Below are 22115 nucleotides of genomic sequence, written 5' to 3' on the forward strand. Positions count from 1 at the left end.
ACCATAGAGCATTGGAACCACCTGATCCCATCCCGAACTCAGCAGTGAAACGATGCATCGCCGATGGTAGTGTGGGGTTTCCCCATGTGAGAGTAGGTCATCGTCAAGATTCATTCCGAAACCCCTGTTTGCGCATGCAGACAGGGGTTTTGTCTTTTCCGGGTTCTGCAAATGCAGGAGACCAGGCATAAAAAAGCCAGCGCTCGTTTCCGGCGCTGGCCAGCGGACTATCCAGGAACGTCAGAACTCGTAGCTGAGGGTTGCGCTGACATTGCGCTCTTCTCCAACGTAGCAGTAGCTCAGGCTCGCGCAGGACGCGATGTAGCTTTCGTTGGTAAGGTTATTGGCGTTGACGCGTACGTCCAGACCTTTGAGCCCCACCTTGCCGAGGTCGTAGCCCACCGAGGCGTCATACAGAGTGTAAGAAGGCACCTTCATGGTGTTCTCGGCATCCGCCCAGCTGTATCCCACGTATCGCACGCCACCGCCTACACGCAGGCCGTCCAGCGTTCCGCTGTTGAACGCATAATCGCCCCAGAGCGAGGCCATATGCCTGGGCGCCTGGGTCGGAGAGTTGCCCTTGTTCTCGATCACATTGTCCGGCGTGCTCAAGGTGCTGGGCATTGACTTCGAATACTCGATATCAGTGAAGGTATAACTGCCCAAAAGCTTGAAACGCCCGGTCAGCTGCATGTGCGCTTCGAGCTCCAGGCCCTGTGAGCGAACCGCGCCTACCGGACGATAGAAGTTTTCCTGCGGCAACTTGGACGCCAGATTCTCCTGATCGATGCGAAACACCGAAGCGGTGTACAGGTCGTCCGTGCCCGGCGGTTGATACTTGATGCCTGCTTCCCACTGCTTGCCGTCGGTAGGCGCCAGAGGATTCCCCGCGCTGTCGGAGTAGGAGTTGGGGTTGAACGACTCCGAGTAGCTCAGGTAAGGCGCGATACCGTTATCGAACAGATACAACACGCCGGCGCGGCCAGTGGTCTTGGTGCGCTTGTCATTGATTTCAGTGCCTTCGGGCCGCCCTGACTCGGCGATCCGGTTTTCATCCGACGTCTCCACCCAGTCATGGCGAAGCCCTAGAGAGAACCGCCATTGATTCCACTCGATGAGGTCCTGGGCATAGACGCCGGTCTGCTCCAGGCGCCTCAGGTAACTGGTGGGACTGTAGTAAGAGATCGCGGAGTTTCCGTAAACCGGATCGAAGCCGTCGAGGGAGGCAACCGAGCCGCTGCGCCAGTCCACGACGGTTTTGCGCCGCTGGTAGTCAGCGCCCAGTAGCAAGGTGTGCTTGGCGTTGTCGGTGAAGAATTCCGCTTGCAGCATGTTGTCGACGATGAACGAATGCAGTCGCTCGTCACCGCCGGAGTAATAGCGGTTCAGCTCATTGCTGGTCGGGCTCGTCCAGCCATAGGCATAGACCTGATCGAGCTCGACCTTGGAGTCCAGGTAGCGGAAGTTCTGCCGGGCCGTGAAGGTATCGTTGAAGCGATGCTCGAACTGGTAACCAAAGGATTGCTGATCCCGGCTGTAACCGTCCACGCCCGGCTCGCCGTCGAAGAAGTGCTCGGAGATACGCCGACCGTTGCGTTGATGCAGGCCGCCGTCAGCCGGGATACCTCCGTGGTAGCCGCCTTCGGGGTCATGCTGGAGATAGGCCTGCAAGGTCAGAGACGTGTCTTCGGAGAAGTCGATGCTGACCGTCGGAGCCAACGCATAGCGTTTCTCTTCAGCGTGGTCGAACTGCGTGTCGGACTTGTCCACGAGGCCTGTCAGGCGATAAGCGATGCGCTTGTCGTCGTCCACAGGGCCGCTGAAGTCGAATCCCATTCCGCGCTGGCCCTGCGTGTCGACCGTGGCCTGGATCTGGTGATAAGGCTCATAAAGCGGCTTCTTGCTGGTCAACGCCACCAGCCCACCGGGCGAGCTGCGTCCATAGAGAACCGACGACGGGCCTTTGAGAATATCGACCCGCTCAAGAAAGTACGGGTCCACCTGCATGGTGCTGTAGGTGCCGCTGTCTCCCATCGACTTGAGGCCATCCAGATAGATGTTATCCACAGCCCCATCGTTAAAGCCGCGCATGGCGACATAATCGTATCGGTGAGTGGCGCCATAAGGATTGGTCAGCACGCCCGGCGTGTAGCGCATCGCCTGGGAGACGGTTTGCGAGCCTTGATCGTCCATCTGCTGACGAGTGACCACCGAGACCGATTGAGAGGTTTCCAGCAGGGCTGTACTGGTCTTGGTGGCAATCTGGCTGTGTGTCGCGTTGTAGCCTTCGGTACTGCCCAGCGCGTTGCCCAGCGCGAAACCGCGGATGTCGGTGGTCGGCAAGGCCAGCGCTTCGGTTTCGGCGCGATGCAGTACATAGGCATTGCCATCCGCGGATGCGGCTTGCAGCCCCGTGCCGCTCAACAGAATCGCCAAGGCCTGATCGACGGTGTAGCGGCCCTTCAGCCCTGGCGATTGCACGCCCGAGGTCTGCTGCGGCGTGGCGGAAAGCGTAATTCCCGCCTGGCGTGCGAACTGGTTCAGCGCGTCTCCCAACGGAGCTTGGGTAACGGAATAGTCACGCACACCGGTGGCCACAACGGCCGCGTCCTGTGCCGATACGTAGCTCGGCAGGACGGCCCCGCCTAGGGCAGTCGTCAGCAGAGCCAGGCGAACCGCGACGCGGAGTCTGTTTCGCGCTGTTGCATCGCAGATCGGGTAAGCATGATGTTCAAGACGCATTCGATTGGAGACGAGTTGCCGGATCATTGGGTGTTCCGAAAGGGAGGGTGATTTCTCTTAGCCGGACGAACCCGCAAAACCCGCCAAAAAGAATGGGGCTCAAGCCCGTCCGCGCAGGGTCACCCACCAGGGCGTGCGCGAGCTGAGCTCCACAGGCAGGGTCTTTGGCAGTACTGCCAGCAGCTTGTCCGTGTCGTCGAGACGAAACACTCCGGACAAGCGCAGGTCTGCGATCTCATCCGTGCAGCCCAGATGACCTCTGCGGTAGCGGGCCACTTCGGCGAGGAAGTCCCGCAGACGCATGTTGCGGGTCACGATCAGGCCATCGACCCAGGCGCTGGCATCCATGTCCGGGTTCTGTATCAGGCCGGCCCGCCCGCTGGTCACCCAATACTCCTGACCAGTGCGGACCGGGACAGCGTCTGCACCCGGCAAGCGGATCAAGAGTTCGCCCGCGCTCACGCTCACCTTGGTCCGCTGCTCATCCTGACGCACGACAAAACGCCCGTTGAGGGTTTCGAACAGTCCATGTCGACCATGGACCTGAAGCGGCGGTAATGCACGCTGCTGACCCCCATCGGTGACTACCAGTATCTCGCCTCGGGTAAGGACGACCGACCTTCGCCCGCCGCCGAAATGCTGATCCACCGCGCTGTCGGTATTGAGTTGCAGCCGCGTGCCGTCCGCCAGACGGAAACTGCCGCGCTCCCCGACACGGGTCGCGTAATCAGCGCGCCACTGTTGCACTGGCCCCGCATCGCGCGCCAGCCAGGCCCCCGACCCCAGCACCGCCACCCCCGACAACAGCTTCAGTGCCTGTCGGCGATCAAGGCGTCGCTTACTGTTATCCAGCGCCTGAAGCGCCGCCGATGGTACGGGCAACGCCTGGAATTGGCGGTTCAGCTCGCCGTTGAGCGTCTGGACGCGCTGCCAGGCACATTCGTGTTCGGCATTCTCGGCTCGCCAGCGCTCGCACCGTGCATAAAGGCGCGAGCAGGCCGGTTCGCCTTGCAGGCGCAGCGACCACTGAATGGCCTGCCTGACCACCTGCGAAGACGGCTGATGTGTCTGCGAATCCAGGCTCATGCCTCGTATCGCAACAGGTAACAGTGATAGAGCGCGTCGGCGACATAGCGCTCGACGGAGCGCAGCGAGACACCCATCTGCGCCGCGATCTGTTTGTGGGACAAGCCCTCGCATTGCGCCAACAGAAACGCCAGTCGGACCTTGGGCTTGAGGCCATCGAGCATTCTGGCGATGCTATCCAGCAGTTCGAACACCAGTTCGCGGGACTCCGGGGACGGCGACTCAAGCTCGGGACGATGCGCAAGCGCCTCCAGATACGCCCGCTCGATTTCTTCGCGGCGCCAGTGATCGATGACCAGACCTTTGGCGACGGTACGCAGAAACGCGCGCGGCGCTTGCAGTTCGATACGATCGCGCCGATGCAGCAGACGGATAAACGTGTCCTGGACCAGATCCGCTGCATCCGCCGCGTTGTCCAGCTTGCTCCGCAGCCATCCATGCAGCCAGCGATGATGGTCGACGTAGAGCGTATGCAGGCCTTGGTCATGAGAAAGCATAAAGGCGCGTCATCCTGGCGCTACGTAAATGATAATAAGTCGCATTGTCTGAAAGCGTCGTGGGAAAAGCAACAGCCCGATACGACAAAACCCGCCGTCTACAGCCCGGCGGGTCGTTGCAGGCTCGGATCAGGCGAACAGTGCCCGAAGGTTCTGCATGGCGTCGTCAGCGAATCCCTGGAGGAAGGCTTCAAAAGCCGGTAGCGGATCGCTGCTGCCGGTCAATGGGTCGGCGATGATCGTCCAGCAAGCCACGCATTGATCGGCGCCGGTCGGCTCCACCATCATGGCGGCCCAGAGGTTGCGCACCGGCAAACTGGTATGAATCAGGCTCCAGGTCATGAACAGCGCCTCGTCATCGCGACTGTTCAATTGCTCGATCGCCACGTTGCCATCCTTGAAACGCTTGTGGCGTACCGAGCCGCGCCCTTCACCGCTGACGACGATGCTGTCCAGCGCAGGAATGAATGCATGAAAGCCACCGAAATCGCCCGCGACGGCCCACACCGCATGGGCGTCGGCAGGGATTTCCACCGTGGCGACGACCCGGCACTGCGTCGGGTTGGCGATCAAGGTGTCCGGTTGCAGATCGTGCTGTTGCATATGCATGTGTTTCTCCTCGTTCGTGCAGGTAGGCGCGGAATCAGATGAACCCGATCCGCTTCAGGTAGGCGCAGCCCTTGTGCAGCAGCGCCGGGGTTTTACCGGGATACGTCTCGCCCATTTGCCGGACCACGGCTTGAGCGTTGGCAAAATCGATCATCGAGATATCGCCAATGTCTTCTTCGAAGCCGTCCAGGTAGAACCCCAGCACGCCGAACAGCGCATTGCGGCTATCCACCTCGTTGAGTCGGGCCTGCCACTGCTCGACGCTCACCAGGTCGAAGGCCAGGCCCGTCAGCCGGAAGGTGTCTACGTAGTCGCGCCAGCTCAGCGGCAGGGGATTCTGGAGGTTGAAGACCGCGCGGCCGGGTTGATACCGGCTGGCCTGAAAGCCAATGAAGCGGGCCAGGAAGTCCACGGGCATGAGGTCGAAGTTGATGCCGAAGTCGGGAACGACGCCCAGCTGCATCGAGCCCTTGAGCATCAGCATCAGCCGGTTCTTGTCCGGCTGGCAGACGCCGCTCTTGCTATTGAAGGCAATGTTGCCGGGGCGGTAGATATTGGCCTGGACCCCCAGCTGCGTGGCGCGTCCGAGTATCCGCTCGGCCACCCACTTGCTCAGGTTGTAGCCGTTTCTGAGATAGATTGGCGGCGTATCAGCGGCGGGAAGCTCCAGCACCTGACCGTCCGCATCTACTGAACTGCACGCCGACAGCGTCGAGACGTAGTTGAAGATTTTCTTGCTGCGGCCTTCGCACAGCTTCAGGCACTCATGGATCGGCGCGACATTGTCGCGGACCAGGCTCGCGTAATCCTGTACGTGGTTCACGTTGGCCGCGTTGTGCACCAGAGAACCGAAATCCCGATCCAGTCGCTCATAGACCGCGTCGCTCAAACCCAACCGGGGCCGGGAAATGTCGGCGGCGTGAATCGTGACCCGGCTTAGATCGAGATGTTCGAGCTGGTTATCGCGCAAGGCCTGAAGGAATCGCTGCTCGGCGCTCAGTTCCGCGGTTTCCCGCACCAGGCAGGCCACCTCGGTAGCGCCCCAGCCCAGCATCGCTTCGAGGATATGCACACCGAGAAAACCATTGGCGCCGGTGACGATGACTTTATGAACATCGCCCAACCGGCTCAAAGGCAGCACCGGCATGTCCAACGGGGCGTGGGCGTCGATGAGTGCTTGCGGGCTGATCGTGCCAGCGGCCTGCGCCTGATCGTCGATCAGCGCGGCCAGCGTCAGGATCGTGGGCGCTTCGATGAACCGGTTGATCGGCACGCTGCGGCCAAATTCTTCCCGGACGCCCAGCAGCAGGCGCGAAAGCAGAATCGAATGCCCGCCAAGGTTGAAGAAGCTTTCGTCGGTGGAGATATCGGCGCCGGGCAGCTCCAGCAACTCGCTCCACAGCGTCTGCAATCGTCCTTCGGTTGGCGTTTCAGGGGCACGCCGCGACGGCGAAACGGCAATGCCGGTCTCGATGCCCAGCAGCGCCTTGCGGTCGACTTTGCCATTGCCGGCAAAAGGCAGGCTTTCCAACTCGGTATACACGGCCGGTTGCATGTAATCGGGCAACAGGCGTCGAGCGTGGGCTTCCAGGGATTGCCGAGGCGTGGCGACGTCGGCTTGCGGCTGGGCGATGAACGCCAGGATTCGGCGCTGCGCGTCGATGACAACGGCGACTTGGCGATAAAGCCCGGCGTTGCGCAGGCAATGCTCGATTTCCTCCGGCTCCACGCGAAAACCACGAATCTTCACCTGATTGTCGCGACGCCCGGTCAGCTCAATGCCTTGAGGCGTCCATTTGCCGATGTCGCCGGTGCGATACGCACGCACACGCTGACCGTCCGGCAGCGGCAGCCACAGGTAACGTTCGGCCGTCAGCTGCGGATTGTCGATATAGCCGAGGCTGACGCCGGGGCCTGCGATGTACAGTTCGCCTTGGGTCTGCTCAGGCACCGGGCGCTGCTGCTCGTCCAGTATCCACACCTGACTGTTGGCGATGGGTTTGCCCAAATTGCGATTGCTGCCGGATTTCTCGAACTCGCCCGCTGTCACCAGGACCGTGGCTTCGGTGGGACCGTACAGGTTATGAAAATGACAGCGCCCGGCCAGACGCTCGATGACGTAGGGTTCGCAGACGTCTCCGCCGGTCATCACCTGTTGCACGGGAAGCGGCTCGTCCAGCGGCAGGATGCTCAGCAGCGCCGGCGGCAGGAAGGCATGGCTGATACCCTGCTTCAGCAGTTGCAGCAAAGGTTGCGGGTCGCGCCGCTCGTCTTCGTCAGGGACAACCAGCTCGGCACCGCTCAGCCAGGTCGGAAAGATATCGATCAGCGATGAATCGAACGCGAGCGTCGAGAACTGCAACACCCGGCTGTGTTCGGTCAGGTCTGCGTAGTCGGCGTACCAGGCCGTGAAATGGCTGAGATTGCGCTGACTGAGCAGCACGCCCTTGGGCTGGCCGGTAGTGCCGGAGGTATAGAGCGCCATGCAGGCCGAGTCGCCATCGGGCGAGCGCAGTACGACCGGTCGCTGGGTGGCATCCGCCTCGATATCACTGATGTCCAGCGCTGGAAACTCTGCCGCCGCCAGCGGGTGGGACCCGTCATGCAATAAGAGGCGAGCGCCGGCATTTTCCAGAATGAATTGCTGGCGCTGTACAGGCTGGGCAGGGTCCAGCGGCAAATAGACGGCACCCAGATCCAGGATCGCCAGAATGCCCGCATACAGCGCCTGGCACTTGGGCAGGCAGATACCGATCACCAACGGCTCATCGGACGACTCCGCCCATGCCGGCGTCGAAACCAGGTGGTGTCGGATGGCGAAAGCCCGGTCCCGCAGTTCCCGATAACTGAGCGTGGCGCCTGCGACTCGCAAGGCGGGCCGCTCGGCGTGAACGAGCAGACTGTGGCGCAACCGCTCGATCAGTGGGGTTTGCGCGAGGGCGAGTAGATCCGCTCGCGAAGTCAGATTCAGCCGATGGATGAACAGCAGGCGCTCAAGCGCCTGCAGACCCAGCTGCGCAGTGCTCTGCGAAGGCTGCGCGGTGGGCAGGCTGTCCAGATGGCGGGCGTCGCGCGCCAGACGACTGACGAGCAACGCGACGTCTTCCACCAGCGTCGTCACCGCTGCGTCACGCAGCATCCGGCCGTTACCGGATGCCTCGCCCGGCAACTCGCGCTGCACAATCAGGCGCTGAGCGCTCAGCGAACCGTAGCAGAACAACAGCTCAAGCCGCGGCAGACAGCTTTCCGGATCAGGACGCTGACCTACACGCAGGCTCAGCCGGGCCAGGCTCGCCGCCGCGGTCGAGCAGAGCGGGTCGGGATCGAGGCTGCCGTCGTCGATCAGCAGGTCGGCGCGCTTCAAGCGCTCGATAGACGAATCGTCGTCAGCCATCAGATGACAGAGGTCGTGACCATGATCGGCCAGTTCAGCGCTCAATTGATTCAACGCGGCGCTGTTGCCGATCAGCACGAGGTTCAGGCGCTTCATTGCGGCACCTCCTGATCCGGCAGATAGTCGGCCAGCGCCTCGCGCACGCAGGGGGCCTGCAGCATTGAGCTGAGGCTGAAGAAGCGCATGATGTTGGCCACCAGCGGATGCTGCGGACCGATGGGAAAACTCATCGCCTGTGCTTCTTCCCTGAGGGACCGCTTGACCGCATCACGCACCGGCAACTGTTCGATCAGCCGGAAATCAAAGCCGGTCTGAATGTCGTTGGTCAGGTAGTGAGCGATGAACACCGGCAGGATTCGCGCAATGCACTGGCGGTCTGTCTCCGGCGCGGTATGCCAGTAGATCCTCACCATTCGAGCCCAGAACCCGGAATGACGACCCTCGTCCAGCAGATGATCGGCCATCAGTCCCTTCACCGATTGCTTGACCGAGTCGTCCTTGGCGAAGGCCGCCACATCATTGGTCACGGTGTTTTCGGCAATGGCGACGCAGATCAACTCCACAGCGTCGCGCAGGTGCTCTGGCGCAAGGGCCAGCGCGGCGGGAATAGCCCGGCTCAGTTCGATCTCGTCGGGCAGCGCGATGGGCTCGATCCCGGTCAGGGCGACGGTCTGCTGCATGAAGTCCATCGCCACCAGCGCGTGATAATCCTCGTCGACCACCACCGTCATGGCGTCGTAGCGACACGCGAAGGGGAAGCGGATCGCAAAGCTGTTCTTGGCGATGGCGCGTGCGGTCTTGTCGACGATCTCGGTTTCGAAGATCACGACATCATTGATGAACTTGTACAGGCTCTGTACCAGCGCGTAATCCCGCAATTCGGGACATTCCCGCAGGAAGGTGTCGCTCAGCACTAGCGGTTGGCGGCTGAGTGGATAAATCAGGCGGTCGTCGTTTTCCACGAGCCTGCGGGGACGCGTCCGAATGGTGGCGCGGCCTTCCCAGCTGTCGACGAACGATCGGTAGTCTTCTGCTTTCATGGCGGATTCTTCCTTGTCGGATCGGTAGAAGTTCGTCAGGCGCTGACCTGCATGTCCCGCATGCTCAGGCGCAAGGTGTCCCAGAGCTGCATACGGCTCTCGACCGCGGCGATAGCGGCTTGATAAACCTCGCGCTGGCGCTGTTCGTCGCCGTTTACCAGGCGTGCAAGCAATTGCTCGGCAGCGGGTCCGTGGTCCTCCGAGTCGACCTCGATATGCCGTTCCAGGTAGTAGCGAAAGGTCGGCGCCTGTCCCGCGCCGATCTCCCAGCGGTCGAGAATGGTCTGGAACATCTGTGGGATGACGCTCTCACGCCCGTGGAGAAACGCAGCGGCCACACTGTGGGCCGGCGCATGCAGGGCGGTTTGCAAGGTATGGGTAACGAAGATGGAGGCGGCCTGGTCCGCGTTTACGCGTCGCAATGCGTCGGCGTAATCCACGCCCCGGTTCTGCAGATCCACGAAATGCTCGATCTGCGAAGTACTGGCGCCGATCTCGCGCATGGCATCCAGGTATAACTCGAAGTGGCTGCAATGACCCTGGGTGAGCCTGTCGTCGGATTCTTCGCCGAGCACGATTTCGTTGATCAGCCTGGCGGCGGACGGATCCACGGGTGGCAGCCAGGGAAGCCGGGTGCAGGTCAACTCCTGCTGCAGCCGTTTGGTCAGCGACATGAAATCCCATACCGCGAATACATGGGTCTCCATGAAACGCCTCAGTGCATCCAGAGAATCGATTTCGGAAAACAGAGGGTGACGGCTCAATGCGTGTTTCTTGTGTTCCAGAAGTTGCACTTGGCAAGACATAGTCGTACTCCGTAAGTTGAATGCTTCATCCAGTTATTACAAGTTTCCGATGTTCGAACAGCAGCCGGTGCCGACAGTGGTCCGGCGTAGCCGGCCCGGGCTGCGGGCGAGCGAGAGCCTGCCAGGTTGGCTGCTGTTATCGAGTCGGTCGTGCTGGCAAAACCGGCGGTTCATTGCTGCCGCTGAGGAGCCCGGGAGGATCAGGGTTTCGCGGGCGTTTGTTTCAATTGCCGATATTGCTGCTGGAAAAAGTTAGAACAAACCAAGTGTGTTGTGCAAATGTTTTATCGAAGTATTTTTAATTGCATTAACTTGAAGTTGATCGGGTCAGTGCAAAACTTCAAAGCAAGTTTTACATGGATGTAGACAGCCCTTTCGGCCTAACTAAGCCAAAATCGGAAATGACGAACGAATGCCTCGTCCAGCGCTGCCGTAATACCGAGTTGTCGTTTGTTATTTGATAGAAGTGGGCGGTGCAGGAAACGACTTCCCATGTCTCTACGCCCGTTTGAAAAGCTCCTTCAAGCGCGTCCTAGTGAGCGGACGATCACTGCCGATTCAGCGGCGAACGTCCCCAATCAGGCGTACCGTCCAGCTGGTTGCGCCTGATCAGAAGGGAGTGTGCCTTATTCCGGGGACACGTCCGTCGGACACGGAGCAGAACGAAGTAATGGGGGGAGGGTGCGCGAGCGCAGAACTGGCTCGCGGCGAATGATTCAGACGGGAGCGTGCTTGCGACGCCGAGCGGGTTTCTTTTCGGCTTCAGCACAGGATTGCAGGTAGGCAGTGATAGCTTTCACGCCGCGATTGAGGTGCAATCGCAACGCTTCGACCGCTTCGTCGACCGACTTTTCTTCAGCGAGCCGCAGCATCAGCCAGTGGTCGTCCTGCGCCAGCTTGCCCAGATTCATTTTCTCCAGGTTGAAACGCAGGAAGCGCTCCTCCTCATTCAGGCCTTGCTCGACCAGGCGCATCAGCCGGGCATTGCGCGCCTTGGCATACAGCGCCATGTGGAATGCCCGGTTCAGCGTACCCATGTGCGAATAGTCGGTCTCCACTTCCATCAGCTCGATGCACTGCCGGGCGGTAGCCAGGTCCTGGGCATCGAGCAACGGGATCGACAGACGCAGGGCTTCCGATTCCAACAGGATGCGCAGCGCATAGGCGTCGACTGCATCCTCGGTAATGAGCGGCGCCACCACTGCGCCCTTGTTGGTTTCGACCCGCACCAGCGATTGCGCTTCCAGCTGGCGCAGGGCTTCACGCACCGGCATGCGGCTCACGCCGAACAACGACGCCAGTTCCTGCTGGCGCAATGCCGTGCCGCTGGGCAGGCTCCCATCGAGAATAGCGTTGCGCACCTTCTCCTCAATGACGGCCCGGGCGAGGTTCGCTGGAATCTGCTCGTTGCCGAGCACAGCGCACAGAAAGGCTTCCCTGTCGGATTTACGCATAGGCATGGGACTTTACGACCTGTATGGAGCGAACGAGAAGAGCGGCAGCGGGCTTGAAGCAAGGTGCAGCGAGGGCATATTCCTGTCCGGAGGAAGAATGGAGACGTATGCCGTATTTTAGCGGGTCCTTAGAAACGGATCGCATGAGGATTTATACGCTTATGGACATTCCAGCGCGTTTTTATAACCAAAGGCAGCGCAAACCGAGCGCTTGAGAATCGTTCTGATCTTTAAGGTGCATCACGGACCTGTAGGAGCCAGCTTGCTGGCGATGCGCGCAACGCGGTTTGCCTGAACACCGCGTTGCCCCGTCCTGCTGTGCCGCGCGGCAGATTGCCTACCCCGCAAACCGCCCCGACACGAAATGCTGCACGTCATTGAACCCCGGCGTGGAGGCATGTCCGGGCGTGACCAGCGAATCGATGAACGCCTCGTCCTCCGGCGTAATCCGAACCTCCAGCGCACGAACATAACTGTCCCATTGCTGCTCGGTACGCGGCCCGACGATGGCCGAACTCACGGCCTGATTATTGAGCACCCAGGCGATGGCGAACTCAACGATGCCCACGCCCTTGCCCTGCACATAATCCTGGATCTGCTGGGCGATGCGCAGCGACTCGGCACGCCACTCGGTTTCCAGAATCCGTTTGTCCTGGCGACCCGCGCGGCTGTCGCTGGCGGGCGTCACGTCCGGCGCATATTTGCCGCTCAATACGCCGCGTGCCAACGGGCTGTAGGGCACGACCCCGAGACCGTGGAAGGCGGCGGCAGTAATCTGCTCGGTTTCCGCCTGCCGATTGACGATGTTGTAGAGCGGTTGGCTGATGACCGGTTTGTCGACCCCCAGACGCTGCGCGACGTTGACGATCTCGGCGATGCGCCAGCCGCGGAAGTTCGACACACCCCAGTAGCGGATACGGCCCGAGCGAATCAGGTCGCCAATGGCCGACACCGTGACCTCCAGCGGCGTGGCGTGATCCTCTTTGTGCAGGTAGTAGATATCCAGATAGTCGGTGCCCAGACGCCGCAGGCTGTTATCGAGGGCGTTGAAGATATGCTTGCGGTTCAGGCCGGCGCGATTGGGCGTTCCGTCCGCCGGGCCGATGGCAACCTTGGTGGCGAGAATCCAGTCACTGCGCCGGGCAGCAATGGCCTTGCCGACGATCTCTTCCGAGCGCCCGGCGTTGTAGACGTCTGCCGTATCGATGAAGTTGACGCCCTGGTCCCAGGCCTTGTCGATGATGCGTGCAGAGTCTTCGGCGCTCGTCTGCTCGCCGAACATCATCGAGCCGAGGGTCAGGGTGGAGACTTTCAGGCCGGACTGGCCGAGGGTGCGATAGGTCATGAGTCCTCCATGTCATAGTCGGGTTGCAAGCCGCCCATACTGGCTGCTTCGCAACCGGCTGGGAAAGAATGAAAAGACAGGTCGTTAGAAGGATAGGATCGATTCGGGCGACGTCACGGACTGCGCGCTCGACGGAACAGTGAGGAGCCGACCGTAGCCGGCTCCAGCCCCGTGCTCAAGACGACGGCAGTGCCGGCAGACCCCAATCCTGGAGCGGAAATTCGGCAAGCGAGGTGAGCACCAGATCAGCATGCGCATACTGCTCGCGTGGCATATGCGAATCCGGCACTGCCACCGCAGCCATGCCCGCCGCCTTGGCTGCCGTCACGCCGAATGGGGAGTCTTCGAACACCAGGCAGTCTTCCGGCGCGACCCCAAGCCGTTGCGCCGCCACCAGAAAAATATCCGGAGCAGGCTTGGCCGCGCCGACCTGTGGGTCATCGGCCGTGACTACGGTTTCGAACAGCTCGAACCAGGCGCGATGCAGCGTGGTTTTCGCCTTGAAGTAATGCACCGAAGAACTGGTGCCCACGGCAATCGGAATCTCGTTGGCGGCCAGATGCCTGACCAGCGCCTCGGCCCCCGGCATCGCCGCTGAACGCGGGAAACGCTCGTCGAGCATCGGTTCGCGAATTTCCAGAAATTCATCGACGGAAATCGGCAGCTCCAGCGCTTCGATCACGTATCCGGCGAAATCCCGCGCACCCCGGCCAATCGTGTGCTGCTTTACCGACCAGTCGAAGGTCTGCCCGTAGCGGCTGGCAATCAAGTGCGTCACTTCGGTGTAGATGCCCTCGGTATCCAGCAACAGGCCGTCCATATCGAAGATCACGGCCTTGATCGTGCGTCGCTTGTTTTGCTCTGCGCTCATGTCGTCACATCCGCTCATCAATTCGTGACCAGACTAACGGTTCGATCAAGAGTGTGGCTAGTCCCGGGCCATTCGCATTTCTCCCGGAGCGAAACCGCGCGCCGACCCGCAAAAGCGGGTTACGGCGCTGGGCCGGCTCCGCGCCCGGTGATAATCTTCTCGATCCTTTCGACAGCGCAGCCGCTGTCATTCCGTGATCGCATGCGGCGAGCAGGGAAGACCTCAACCAGCAGAATGGATATCGACGAGTCATATGAACAAGACAGCAGGTATAGCGGCAGGAGTCGTTGTCGTGGTGGGCGCATTGGCAACCGCGGGCGCCTGGTACACCGGCACGCAGCTGGAAACCGCCTTGAAAGACTCGCTCCAGCAGGGCAATCAGGAACTGGCTGACACTTTCAAGGGCACCAGTACCAGCGTGACCGTCGAGATGGTGTCGCTGGACCGGCACTTCTTCACCAGCACCGCGCATTATCGTGTCGACATCCAGAACCTGGACGACAGCACCCAGAGTTCCCAGTGGCTGCTGGTCGACCATATCGAGCACGGGCCGCTGCCGTGGTCTCGCCTCAAGACCCTGAACCTGATGCCGGTCATGGCGCTGAGCAATGCCGAGATCGAAAACAACGAAAGTACCGCCAAGCTGTTCGCCTTGAGCAAGGGCGCGGTACCCGTGAAGGTCCAGACCGCCATCGGTTACGACCGCTCCGCCAAAGGCTGGATGCAGCTCGCGCCACTGGAAATGAACGACGCCGACGGCACCTTCAAGTTCTCCGGTATGCGGATGGATTTCGAAGGCTCGGATAAAGCCGAAAAGCTGGCCGTTACCGGTAACATGGACGACCTGCAAATGAACGTCGATTCTCCGGAAGGCCCGGTGAGCATCGGCATCAAAGGGCTGACGTTCGACACCGGCGGCACCAAAGGCCAGTCGGGTTTCTACCTCGGACATTCGAGCCTGAAACTGCAGGACGCCGCCTTCCAGGCCGCCGGCCGGCCTGCGGTGCGCATCACCGGTCTGACCAATACCAACATGGCCCAGGAAGAGGGCGGCAAGTTCTCCGCGCAGGTCAACTACGACGTCGGCATGATCGCTTACGCCGACAAGGACGTAGGCTCGGCGCATATGGGCATCAAGATCGGCAACTTCGACGTGGCCGCAACCCAGTCGCTCTACGATCTGTACCAGACCAAAATCCTGCCGCAGCAACAAGCCGCCGCCGCATCGGGTATTCAGCAACCGCTGCAACTCGAACCGGCTGACGAACAGCGCATGAATGCCGATCTGGCAAAACTGCTGGCCGGCAAGCCACACATCGAGCTGGAAAAACTCTCGTTGAAGACCGCCAACGGCGAAAGCCATATGCGCGTTGCCATCGACCTGGCCGATCCAGGCTCGCTGGACCAACCGGCCAACGTTCTGGCGGCCAAGGCACTGGGTCAGATCGAGGCCAAGGTCGTTCTGTCCAAGCCGATGATTCGCGACCTCGCGACCCAGCAGGCCATTCGGGAGGGCCAGACCGACCTGAACCTCATCGCCCAGCAAGCCAACGCCGCCAGCGACATGGCGAGCGTCATGGCCGAAATGATGCAACTGGCGAAAGTCGACGGCGACAACATCGTCTCCAACCTGCACTACGCCAACGACGTCGTGGACTTCAACGGCCAGAAAATGCCGCTGCAAGCGTTCCTGGCGAATGTGCTGGGCAAGGTGGGGGCGTTGAGCGGGCAGTAAATCGATGGGCACCCGTCAGAACGGACAGTATTCGTTCTGACGGGTATCGCCGGATTACTGGGTCAGACCGACCAAGGTATCGGCCAGTAGGCGGGTACGCTGCGAAGTGCCGGACGTCATTTCGCTGGAGCCTTCCAGTTCGTTGAGAAGACCGGTCAAAGTGCCCACTTCCAGCGACTGCTCTTCAATGTGTTGAGCAACCTTGCGAATCTCTTCGGCAAGGCGATCAATGTCGGTTCCGATGTCACTCGCGTTCTGCGAAGTCTTCTGAGCCAGTTGGCGCACTTCATCCGCGACCACCGCAAAGCCACGACCCATGTCGCCCGCACGTGCGGCCTCGATGGCCGCGTTGAGCGCAAGCAAGTTGGTTTGTCCGGCAATTTGCTGGATGGTCTGCACCACCGATTGAATGCGCAGGCTGGACTTGGCCAGCTCACGAGAGCTCAACACCACGTCGTCGGCCTGATCGGCAAGACTCTTGACCGTCACGCCTGCCTTGTCGATGACCTGCTCCTGATTGGAAATGGTCTGCGACAGCTCGTCCATCGAGACGTGTAGTTCGCCAGAGTAGTGACGCAACTGATCGACAATCGCTTCCTGATCCTGATGAGCCTTGATAAGCACATCGCCCAGGTCGCTCAGCCCATTGAAGACAGGCTGAATCTGATCGTCCAGACCGGTCGGGTCGATGGACTGTACGAAGTTTCGTTGTTTGAACTGGTCGATCTGCTTGACCACCACATGGCTAAGCCCCGCGAGTTTCTTGATCTGCCGACGCAGGAAAAACGCCTTGAACTCCCCGTAGTAAGCGATGAAGTTATCGGTGTACTCGTCGCGGAACGGCTGACCCTCGTCCGTTCTGAAAAAGAATACTGCGGTCAGCGTCTGGTTGAGATTCAGTCCAAGAATTTCGCCGAACGTAGAAAACCCAACCACCGGAGTATCGCCGAACACATCATTCATGCGGCCCAGCTCAGCGCCGTTGTTCAGACGGCGCAGAATGCAGTCGCTGAGCAGACCCAGCAGGGGCTTGCCCGACTTGCCTTGCAGGAAACGAGAGAAGTCTCTGCGCGTTGCATCGATCATCGACGTCCGCTTGACCATCACAAGCTCTTCGCCCGGAGCGACGTCGCAAAACAGATGCACCCGATCGTTTTCATAGTCGATGCGCGCAATGGAGCGCACGAACAGTTCTTCGCCTACCCGGATAGCGAAGGAGTACTGCGCGAGTTTGCTTTCGAGTTCACGGCGCTCGCACTGCAACGCGTCACACAGTGCAGTAACCATGCTGCAGATCTCGCCCTTGGCGTTGACCACCTGGCTGATGTAGCGCTCTTCGAGCGACGCTGTCAGGACGCTGAGACTCAGCGAGGTCGGCTCGAAATTCTGACTTTTGAACACCCCGAAACGCACATTCTTCGCGCTCTTGAGAAACACGACCTGGGCGTGGTTTTGGTAACTGCGTTTGCCGTCATGAATAAGGGTTTTCTGAAAGTCGCCCTTGCCACCGGCGGAGCCTCCGACAAACAGGCATGGAAATCGCCCCGACTCGTAAAGCGCTTCCATGAAGAAGGATTCCGATGCCGATAGCCCGTCGAACGTGACATAGGCCAGAGTGTCACGGTGGTCGATGGAAGTGCTGATCTGGACGCGCTTTATAGAGTCGGTCAGACGTGCAATACGCTCGCGCATGGAAAGATGCTTGCCCCGACCGCGAATGTCTTCACTGTGCAGCGGGATATGGACCACTTCTGCGCTTTTGATCACGCTGGCATCGAACAGCGCCAGCACGATCCGGTCCCACTGGGCACCCGCGGCGCAGTACAGGGAATCGTTATCCGAACACAGCTCGCCTGACGTAGTGCACAGGCTGATTTTTGCGCTTGGAAAGCGCGCCGCGATGGTTCGGGCAACCTGATCGAAGTCGACGTGCGGCGACACGAAACCGGTCAGGTAGACAGGATCGATGCTGACGCTCGACAGCTTGTCATTCAGATCCCGGGCCGAGGTGATGACACTGAGTACACCACCGGCTCGTGACGCCTTGGCCTGAAGACGTTTAAAAAGACTCATGTTGGATCCCGCTAAAGATAAAAGGCTCAGGACCGAAAACAGGTCTGATACCTTGCCATCGGCCAGGAAGCCGTTTAATGCAGGCCGTGGCTGGTAGATTCTATCTATAGCGCTGATTCAGAACGTCGGGATGCAGGCGCTTTTCAACTCCTGTGAAATAGAAGTGCGCGAAATTACAGAATTTCTGGCGGGGGCGATGTACGGCATGCAAAGCTCTGAAGTACCCGGCATAGGGGGCGTGGAGCGAGCAGTAGGCGGTTCTGACCCGTCAGAACAAAAAGGTTTGTCCTGACGGGGAGTAACGGTTATTGAAAGCTTTTTAATAGTCGTTCGGCCACGTGTCCTTGATGCCTTTTGATCGCCGGTACAGGTACAACGCGACGCGTAGCGATATGAGCACAAAGGCAAATATTCCTACCGTCAGCCAAGTGTCGCCCAGATGCCTTTCCAACACGTTATAAAAGTACGCTACCGGAATGGCGATAGCAGTCATTATCAAGAAATACTTCATCGTTATCCTTGGCAGTCTTCGTGTGGGTCCTTCATAGGACATTTGACGATCTGCTTACCGGTCTGCCATGCAGCCTGGGTCGCGACTGTCGTTTTGATCGTTTTCGCATGCGCTGCTTTTCGCGCAGCCAGCTTCGCAGCTCTGTTTGCAGTGTTAGCGGCCTGACCGGATAACGTCCGCAGCGCTTTCGAAGAGTTGTACACCGTCTTGGCAGAACCGAGCAGGCCCGGAGCTACCGCTCCAAAGACGCCGGAGGCTCCGACGTGCTTCCAATTGATATCAACACATTTCCATTTGATATCCGTCAGGTCTCGGTCGTTGTCCCAGTTGTCTTTCATCTGCCCGAGCACTTGCTTGCCTCCCTGCATGCCGACTTCGACTGCCGCGCCTATCGCCGCCTTGACCAACAACCCCCCGATGATCACCAACGGCACAAACAACCCACTCGGGTCATAGGCAACCGAAGGAATGTTCAACGCATACACATACGCATTCGGTCCGCCCCTGAATCCGATCGGGTCCTGGCTGGCGTACCGGCCGACATCCGGCAGGTAGTAGCGATGGCGGTTGTAGTACAGGCCGCTTTCTTCGTCGTGATACTGGCCCTGGAAGCGTATCGGCTGGTCAGTGGCGCCTTGTTGGTCGGTAACGGCGCGCCAGTCATCGGTGCTGGCCTGCCAGAGGATCTTTCCGTGCTCATCGCTCAGTTGCAGTGGGGTGCCGATCTGGTCGGTGTGGAAGAAACCGATGACCGGGTCGCCCAATGTCGGGCGGCATGGGTCCGGCAGTGGCTGGTCGGCGGCTGCCATATCCCGGCGCACCGCCAACAGGTCTGGGCTATCCGGCTCGCAGCGCTGTTCCATGCGCAGGAGCGGGATGAAACCGTCCGGCTCGTGCACAGTGGTGCGCAACCCTGTCTCCGAAGCTTCGGCGCACTGGCGCTCGCCATCCCAGCCATAGCGCGTGACGCTGTACGTATCTCCTTGGCGCACGGTCTTGGCGATGCGCCGGGATAAAGCGTCGTAGCGGTAGGTCGCCTCGATCACCGCACCGTCGGGACGGTGGCGCAACACGTGCGTCAGCCGCCCCGCACCGTCGTAGCTCAGCTGTAGCCGGTTGCCGTCGGGATCGCGACGCTCGACCAGATTGCCACAGGGGTCGAAGCGGAAAACACAACCCTCGAAACGCTCGACGCGGTTGCCCGACCAGCGTGAGGGCGATGCGTCGGTGGCCGACATGTTATTGCTGGAATCGACATAGCCAGAACGATACAGCTCGTTGTGCTCGTAATGCGTCCGGGCGCTGTTCATGTCGTCTTGATCGGAGTCCAGGCGGTTGCCGGCCGGGTCGAAACGGTAGAGCCGCTCGGCCGCGGTGCCGCGCTGACTGGCGATCAGGTGGCCGCTCAGGTCATAGCGGTAGCGCAAGTCCGAGTGCAGGCTGTCGCTGATCTGCGTCACCTGGCCGAGTGCGTCATAGCGATAAGCGCGCTGCCAGTCTTGCGCGGCGGCCAGTTTCAGATGGCTGTGCGACAGGCGCCCGCCCGTATCATATTCCCGCAGCTGGCTGAACAGCGCCTGCGGCTTGCCTTTCAGCCGGGCATCACGGTGAGTCTCGCGGTGCAGCCCGTCGCGCTCGAAGCCCAGCTCGACCGGGCCCGCCAGTACTCCATGCACATGCCCCGAACCGTACGTCAGCCAATTGACTTCGGGAGCATCGCCATAGCGACTGGCCTCGCGCACGCCGAGTGGGTCGTGCCGGTGCTCAACACTGTAGACCCAGCCGTCAGCATGAATCTGGTTTTCCAGACACAGATTGCCGGCTTCGTCGTAGGCGAAACGCACCTCGCCTGCCGGATTCCGGACGCCGGCCAGCCGGCCGTCTGCGAGCCACTGGTAATGCTCGCTGAATGCGAGCGAATCGTCGACAGCGGGATACGCTGTGCTGAGCAAACGCCCGTTGCGGTCGTACTGGTAATGGATTTCGCGCTGATCGGCATCGATGCGCGTCACTAACTCGTCGGCAGGGTTGTAGCGATACGTTTGTCGGCGCCCGTCAAAACCGGTTTCTTCCACCAGACGATCCAGCACGTCATAGCTAAACCGCGCTTCGGTGCCGTTCTGGTTAATGAGCGTGCTCAGGCGACCGGCTTCGTCGTATTGCATACGCAGTTCCTCGCCGGCCGCGTCGGCAACCCGTGCCAGTCGTCCGCTGCGGTCCCAGAAGAACTGCGTGCAGCGCCCTTGAGTATCGGCCATGTGCGTCTGTCGGCCTTGAGCATCGTAGCGGTACGCAAGGCTGGTGCCGTCCGGCAAGGTCAAGCCCAGGACTTGCCCGAGCAGGTCGTAGGCGTAGCGGGTGATCTGGCCCGTCGGGCCGGTCTCGACCGTTACCCGGCCTTCGCCGTCGTACTCATAGCGCTGGGTCTGGCCGGAGCAGTCGGTGATGCTGGCGGGCAGCCCGAGGCGATTCCATTGCAGTGTCCTGACACCGCCCTTGGCGTCGACGATGCGTGTCGGCCGATCCGGCAGGTCGGTATCGTCGTAGTGATAGCGGGTCTCCCCGGCAGGGCCGTGGGCGCGGGTCAGGTTGGCATTGGCGTCGCGCTCGAAAGTCCAGCCGCGCCCCATGGTGTCGACCAGTTCCTTGAGCTGCCCGGTCTCTTCATCCAGTGTCAGACGGTAGCGGGTCTTGCCCGGCGTTTCTTCTTCCAGCAGGCGGCCCTGGCCGTCGAGACGGCGACGGGTCTCACGCCCCAGTGGATCGCGGGTCAGCACCAGGCGGCCGAACAGATCGTATTCGAATTCGACACGGCTGCCATCAGCGCGGACCAGCGCCGACCAGCGTTTCTGGCCTTCGTTACCCGCGAACTCGTAGCGTTCGACCCGCCCCAGGCTGTCTATGACGTCCGTGGCATCGGCGTAATAGCGGAACTCGCGAGTCAGCCCTTCGACTTCGCGCTGTTTCAGCACGCGGCCGTCAGGCTCATGCTTGTCCCAGGTGTAACGGACTTCCAGCGCGCCCGGTTCACCATGCGCCACCATGATGTGGTTGTTCCAGGCAAACACCCGGACGATTTCCCCCGCCCGGTCGCGCACCGCAACCAGATCGCCGGTCTCGTTGAACTGGTATCGAACCAGCCAATCGTTGCAAAGCGCCTGCGGATCGAAGTGTTCCGGAACCGGTCCGTTCGGGTTGGCGAGAATGACACCGCACAGGCGCACCCCATCGTCACTGGCCCCAGGCTCGCAGACGTGCTGATACACCAGAACATAGCTACGGCCCGCGCTGTCGCGAATGCTGGTGAGAAAGCCGCGCTGGCTCCAGCCGAACTCGGTCTGGTAGCCGCTGCGTCCGAAGGTCGAGTGCAGGCGCCACAACCCGTCGGGCTGGCGCTTAAAGCACAGGTGACTGGTGTCCATCAGGACCACGATAGTGTCTTCGCTGTGCTGCATCGACACCGGAACCGCAGCCCAACGGCCTTTCCAGGGCTGTGGCAGTTGTCCGGGCGTCTCGCTGCCGCCCCTGCGCAGCCACAGCTGCTCGCTGCCCGAGTACAACACTTTTCCGGGCTCCAGCGCCGGGAAACGAATGGCTCGCCCTTGGGAATCAATCAGCACGCACGCTTCGGCATTCAATTCCAGCAGCATGCTTTCGCCCGGCAGCCACCAACCCTGACCCAGCCTGCCCACCCGGGGATTGCTGGACAGATAACCGCGCCCGAAACTGAACGTGTCCGGCGCCGCCAGTGCGAAATCCACCTCTTCGGGCAGCAACTTGCAGCCCAGCATCGGATTCACCGGCTGGCCGACGTTGGGAATGCATGCCGACACGCGATCGGCCATGCCGACGCCCGCACTGCCGACATGCACGGTCGGCGAGCCGGTCGCAATGACGTTGCCGGAGACTTTCTCGCCAACATGGGAAACTGGCAGCCCGCTCATGTCAGGCT

The 22115-nt window shown here is 60.7% G+C and carries 13 protein-coding genes, 1 rRNA gene and 2 pseudogenes; 3 read left to right on the forward strand and 13 right to left on the reverse strand.

Annotation, left to right across the window (positions count from 1 at the left end):
* Positions 1–109, forward strand: a 5S ribosomal RNA gene (gene rrf / locus TRP66_RS07360); the annotation flags it as partial.
* Between the two features lie 131 nt (positions 110–240).
* Here rrf and TRP66_RS07365 read toward each other — a convergent pair.
* From TRP66_RS07365 to TRP66_RS07410, 10 genes are all read right to left on the reverse strand, one after another.
* Positions 241–2742 (reverse strand): TonB-dependent siderophore receptor, encoded by a 2502-nt coding sequence (locus TRP66_RS07365; protein WP_333401323.1) that lies wholly within the window; start codon positions 2740–2742, stop codon positions 241–243.
* A gap of 99 nt (positions 2743–2841) precedes the next feature.
* A complete protein-coding gene (locus TRP66_RS07370; RefSeq protein WP_333400828.1) occupies positions 2842–3828 on the reverse strand; it encodes a FecR family protein in 987 nt (328 codons plus the stop codon).
* Positions 3825–4325 carry a sigma-70 family RNA polymerase sigma factor gene (locus tag TRP66_RS07375; RefSeq protein ID WP_333400829.1) on the reverse strand — a complete coding sequence of 167 codons (501 nt, stop codon included), beginning with the start codon at positions 4323–4325 and terminating at the stop codon, positions 3825–3827. Before TRP66_RS07375 ends, TRP66_RS07370 begins: the two co-directional genes overlap by 4 nt.
* A gap of 129 nt (positions 4326–4454) precedes the next feature.
* A complete protein-coding gene (locus tag TRP66_RS07380; RefSeq protein ID WP_333400830.1) occupies positions 4455–4934 on the reverse strand; it encodes an SRPBCC family protein in 480 nt (159 codons plus the stop codon).
* Positions 4935–4968: 34 nt separating this feature from the next.
* Positions 4969–8424, reverse strand: coding sequence for a non-ribosomal peptide synthetase (locus TRP66_RS07385; protein ID WP_333400832.1), 3456 nt, complete (start codon positions 8422–8424; stop codon positions 4969–4971).
* Complete coding sequence (locus TRP66_RS07390; protein ID WP_333400833.1) at positions 8421–9368, reverse strand: diiron oxygenase; 948 nt, start codon at positions 9366–9368, stop codon at positions 8421–8423. Before TRP66_RS07390 ends, TRP66_RS07385 begins: the two co-directional genes overlap by 4 nt.
* A gap of 35 nt (positions 9369–9403) precedes the next feature.
* Positions 9404–10174, reverse strand: a complete 771-nt coding sequence (locus TRP66_RS07395) for a DUF3050 domain-containing protein (RefSeq protein ID WP_333400834.1) — start codon at positions 10172–10174, stop codon at positions 9404–9406.
* 716 nt (positions 10175–10890) lie between these two features.
* Positions 10891–11628, reverse strand: coding sequence for a GntR family transcriptional regulator (locus TRP66_RS07400; protein WP_333401324.1), 738 nt, complete (start codon positions 11626–11628; stop codon positions 10891–10893).
* A 337-nt stretch (positions 11629–11965) separates the two neighbouring features.
* On the reverse strand, positions 11966–12973 hold the full coding sequence (locus tag TRP66_RS07405; RefSeq protein ID WP_333400835.1) for an aldo/keto reductase: 1008 nt from the start codon (positions 12971–12973) through the stop codon (positions 11966–11968).
* A 175-nt stretch (positions 12974–13148) separates the two neighbouring features.
* The gene (locus tag TRP66_RS07410; protein WP_333400836.1) at positions 13149–13844 is read right to left on the reverse strand and encodes an HAD-IA family hydrolase; all 696 of its coding nucleotides are present in this window, start codon (positions 13842–13844) and stop codon (positions 13149–13151) included.
* A gap of 253 nt (positions 13845–14097) precedes the next feature.
* On the opposite strand from TRP66_RS07410, the gene TRP66_RS07415 reads away from it, so the two are divergent.
* Positions 14098–15579, forward strand: a complete 1482-nt coding sequence (locus tag TRP66_RS07415; RefSeq protein WP_333400837.1) for a YdgA family protein — start codon at positions 14098–14100, stop codon at positions 15577–15579.
* 54 nt (positions 15580–15633) lie between these two features.
* Here the strand turns inward: TRP66_RS07415 and TRP66_RS23550 are convergent.
* Both TRP66_RS23550 and TRP66_RS23555 read right to left on the reverse strand, forming a co-directional pair.
* Positions 15634–15990: pseudogene (locus TRP66_RS23550) on the reverse strand (methyl-accepting chemotaxis protein); the annotation flags it as partial.
* 555 nt (positions 15991–16545) lie between these two features.
* A pseudogene (locus TRP66_RS23555) lies at positions 16546–17652 on the reverse strand (FIST signal transduction protein); the annotation flags it as partial.
* A 130-nt stretch (positions 17653–17782) separates the two neighbouring features.
* Here TRP66_RS23555 and TRP66_RS07425 point away from each other — a divergent pair.
* The gene (locus TRP66_RS07425) at positions 17783–17944 is read left to right on the forward strand and encodes a hypothetical protein (protein ID WP_333400839.1); all 162 of its coding nucleotides are present in this window, start codon (positions 17783–17785) and stop codon (positions 17942–17944) included.
* Between the two features lie 221 nt (positions 17945–18165).
* Here the strand turns inward: TRP66_RS07425 and TRP66_RS07430 are convergent, their stop codons facing one another.
* On the reverse strand, positions 18166–22107 hold the full coding sequence (locus TRP66_RS07430; RefSeq protein ID WP_333400840.1) for an RHS repeat-associated core domain-containing protein: 3942 nt from the start codon (positions 22105–22107) through the stop codon (positions 18166–18168).
* Positions 22108–22115 lie beyond the last annotated feature (8 nt).

This window comes from Pseudomonas sp. JDS28PS106 (assembly GCF_036706555.1).
Classification (GTDB): Bacteria; Pseudomonadota; Gammaproteobacteria; order Pseudomonadales; family Pseudomonadaceae; genus Aquipseudomonas.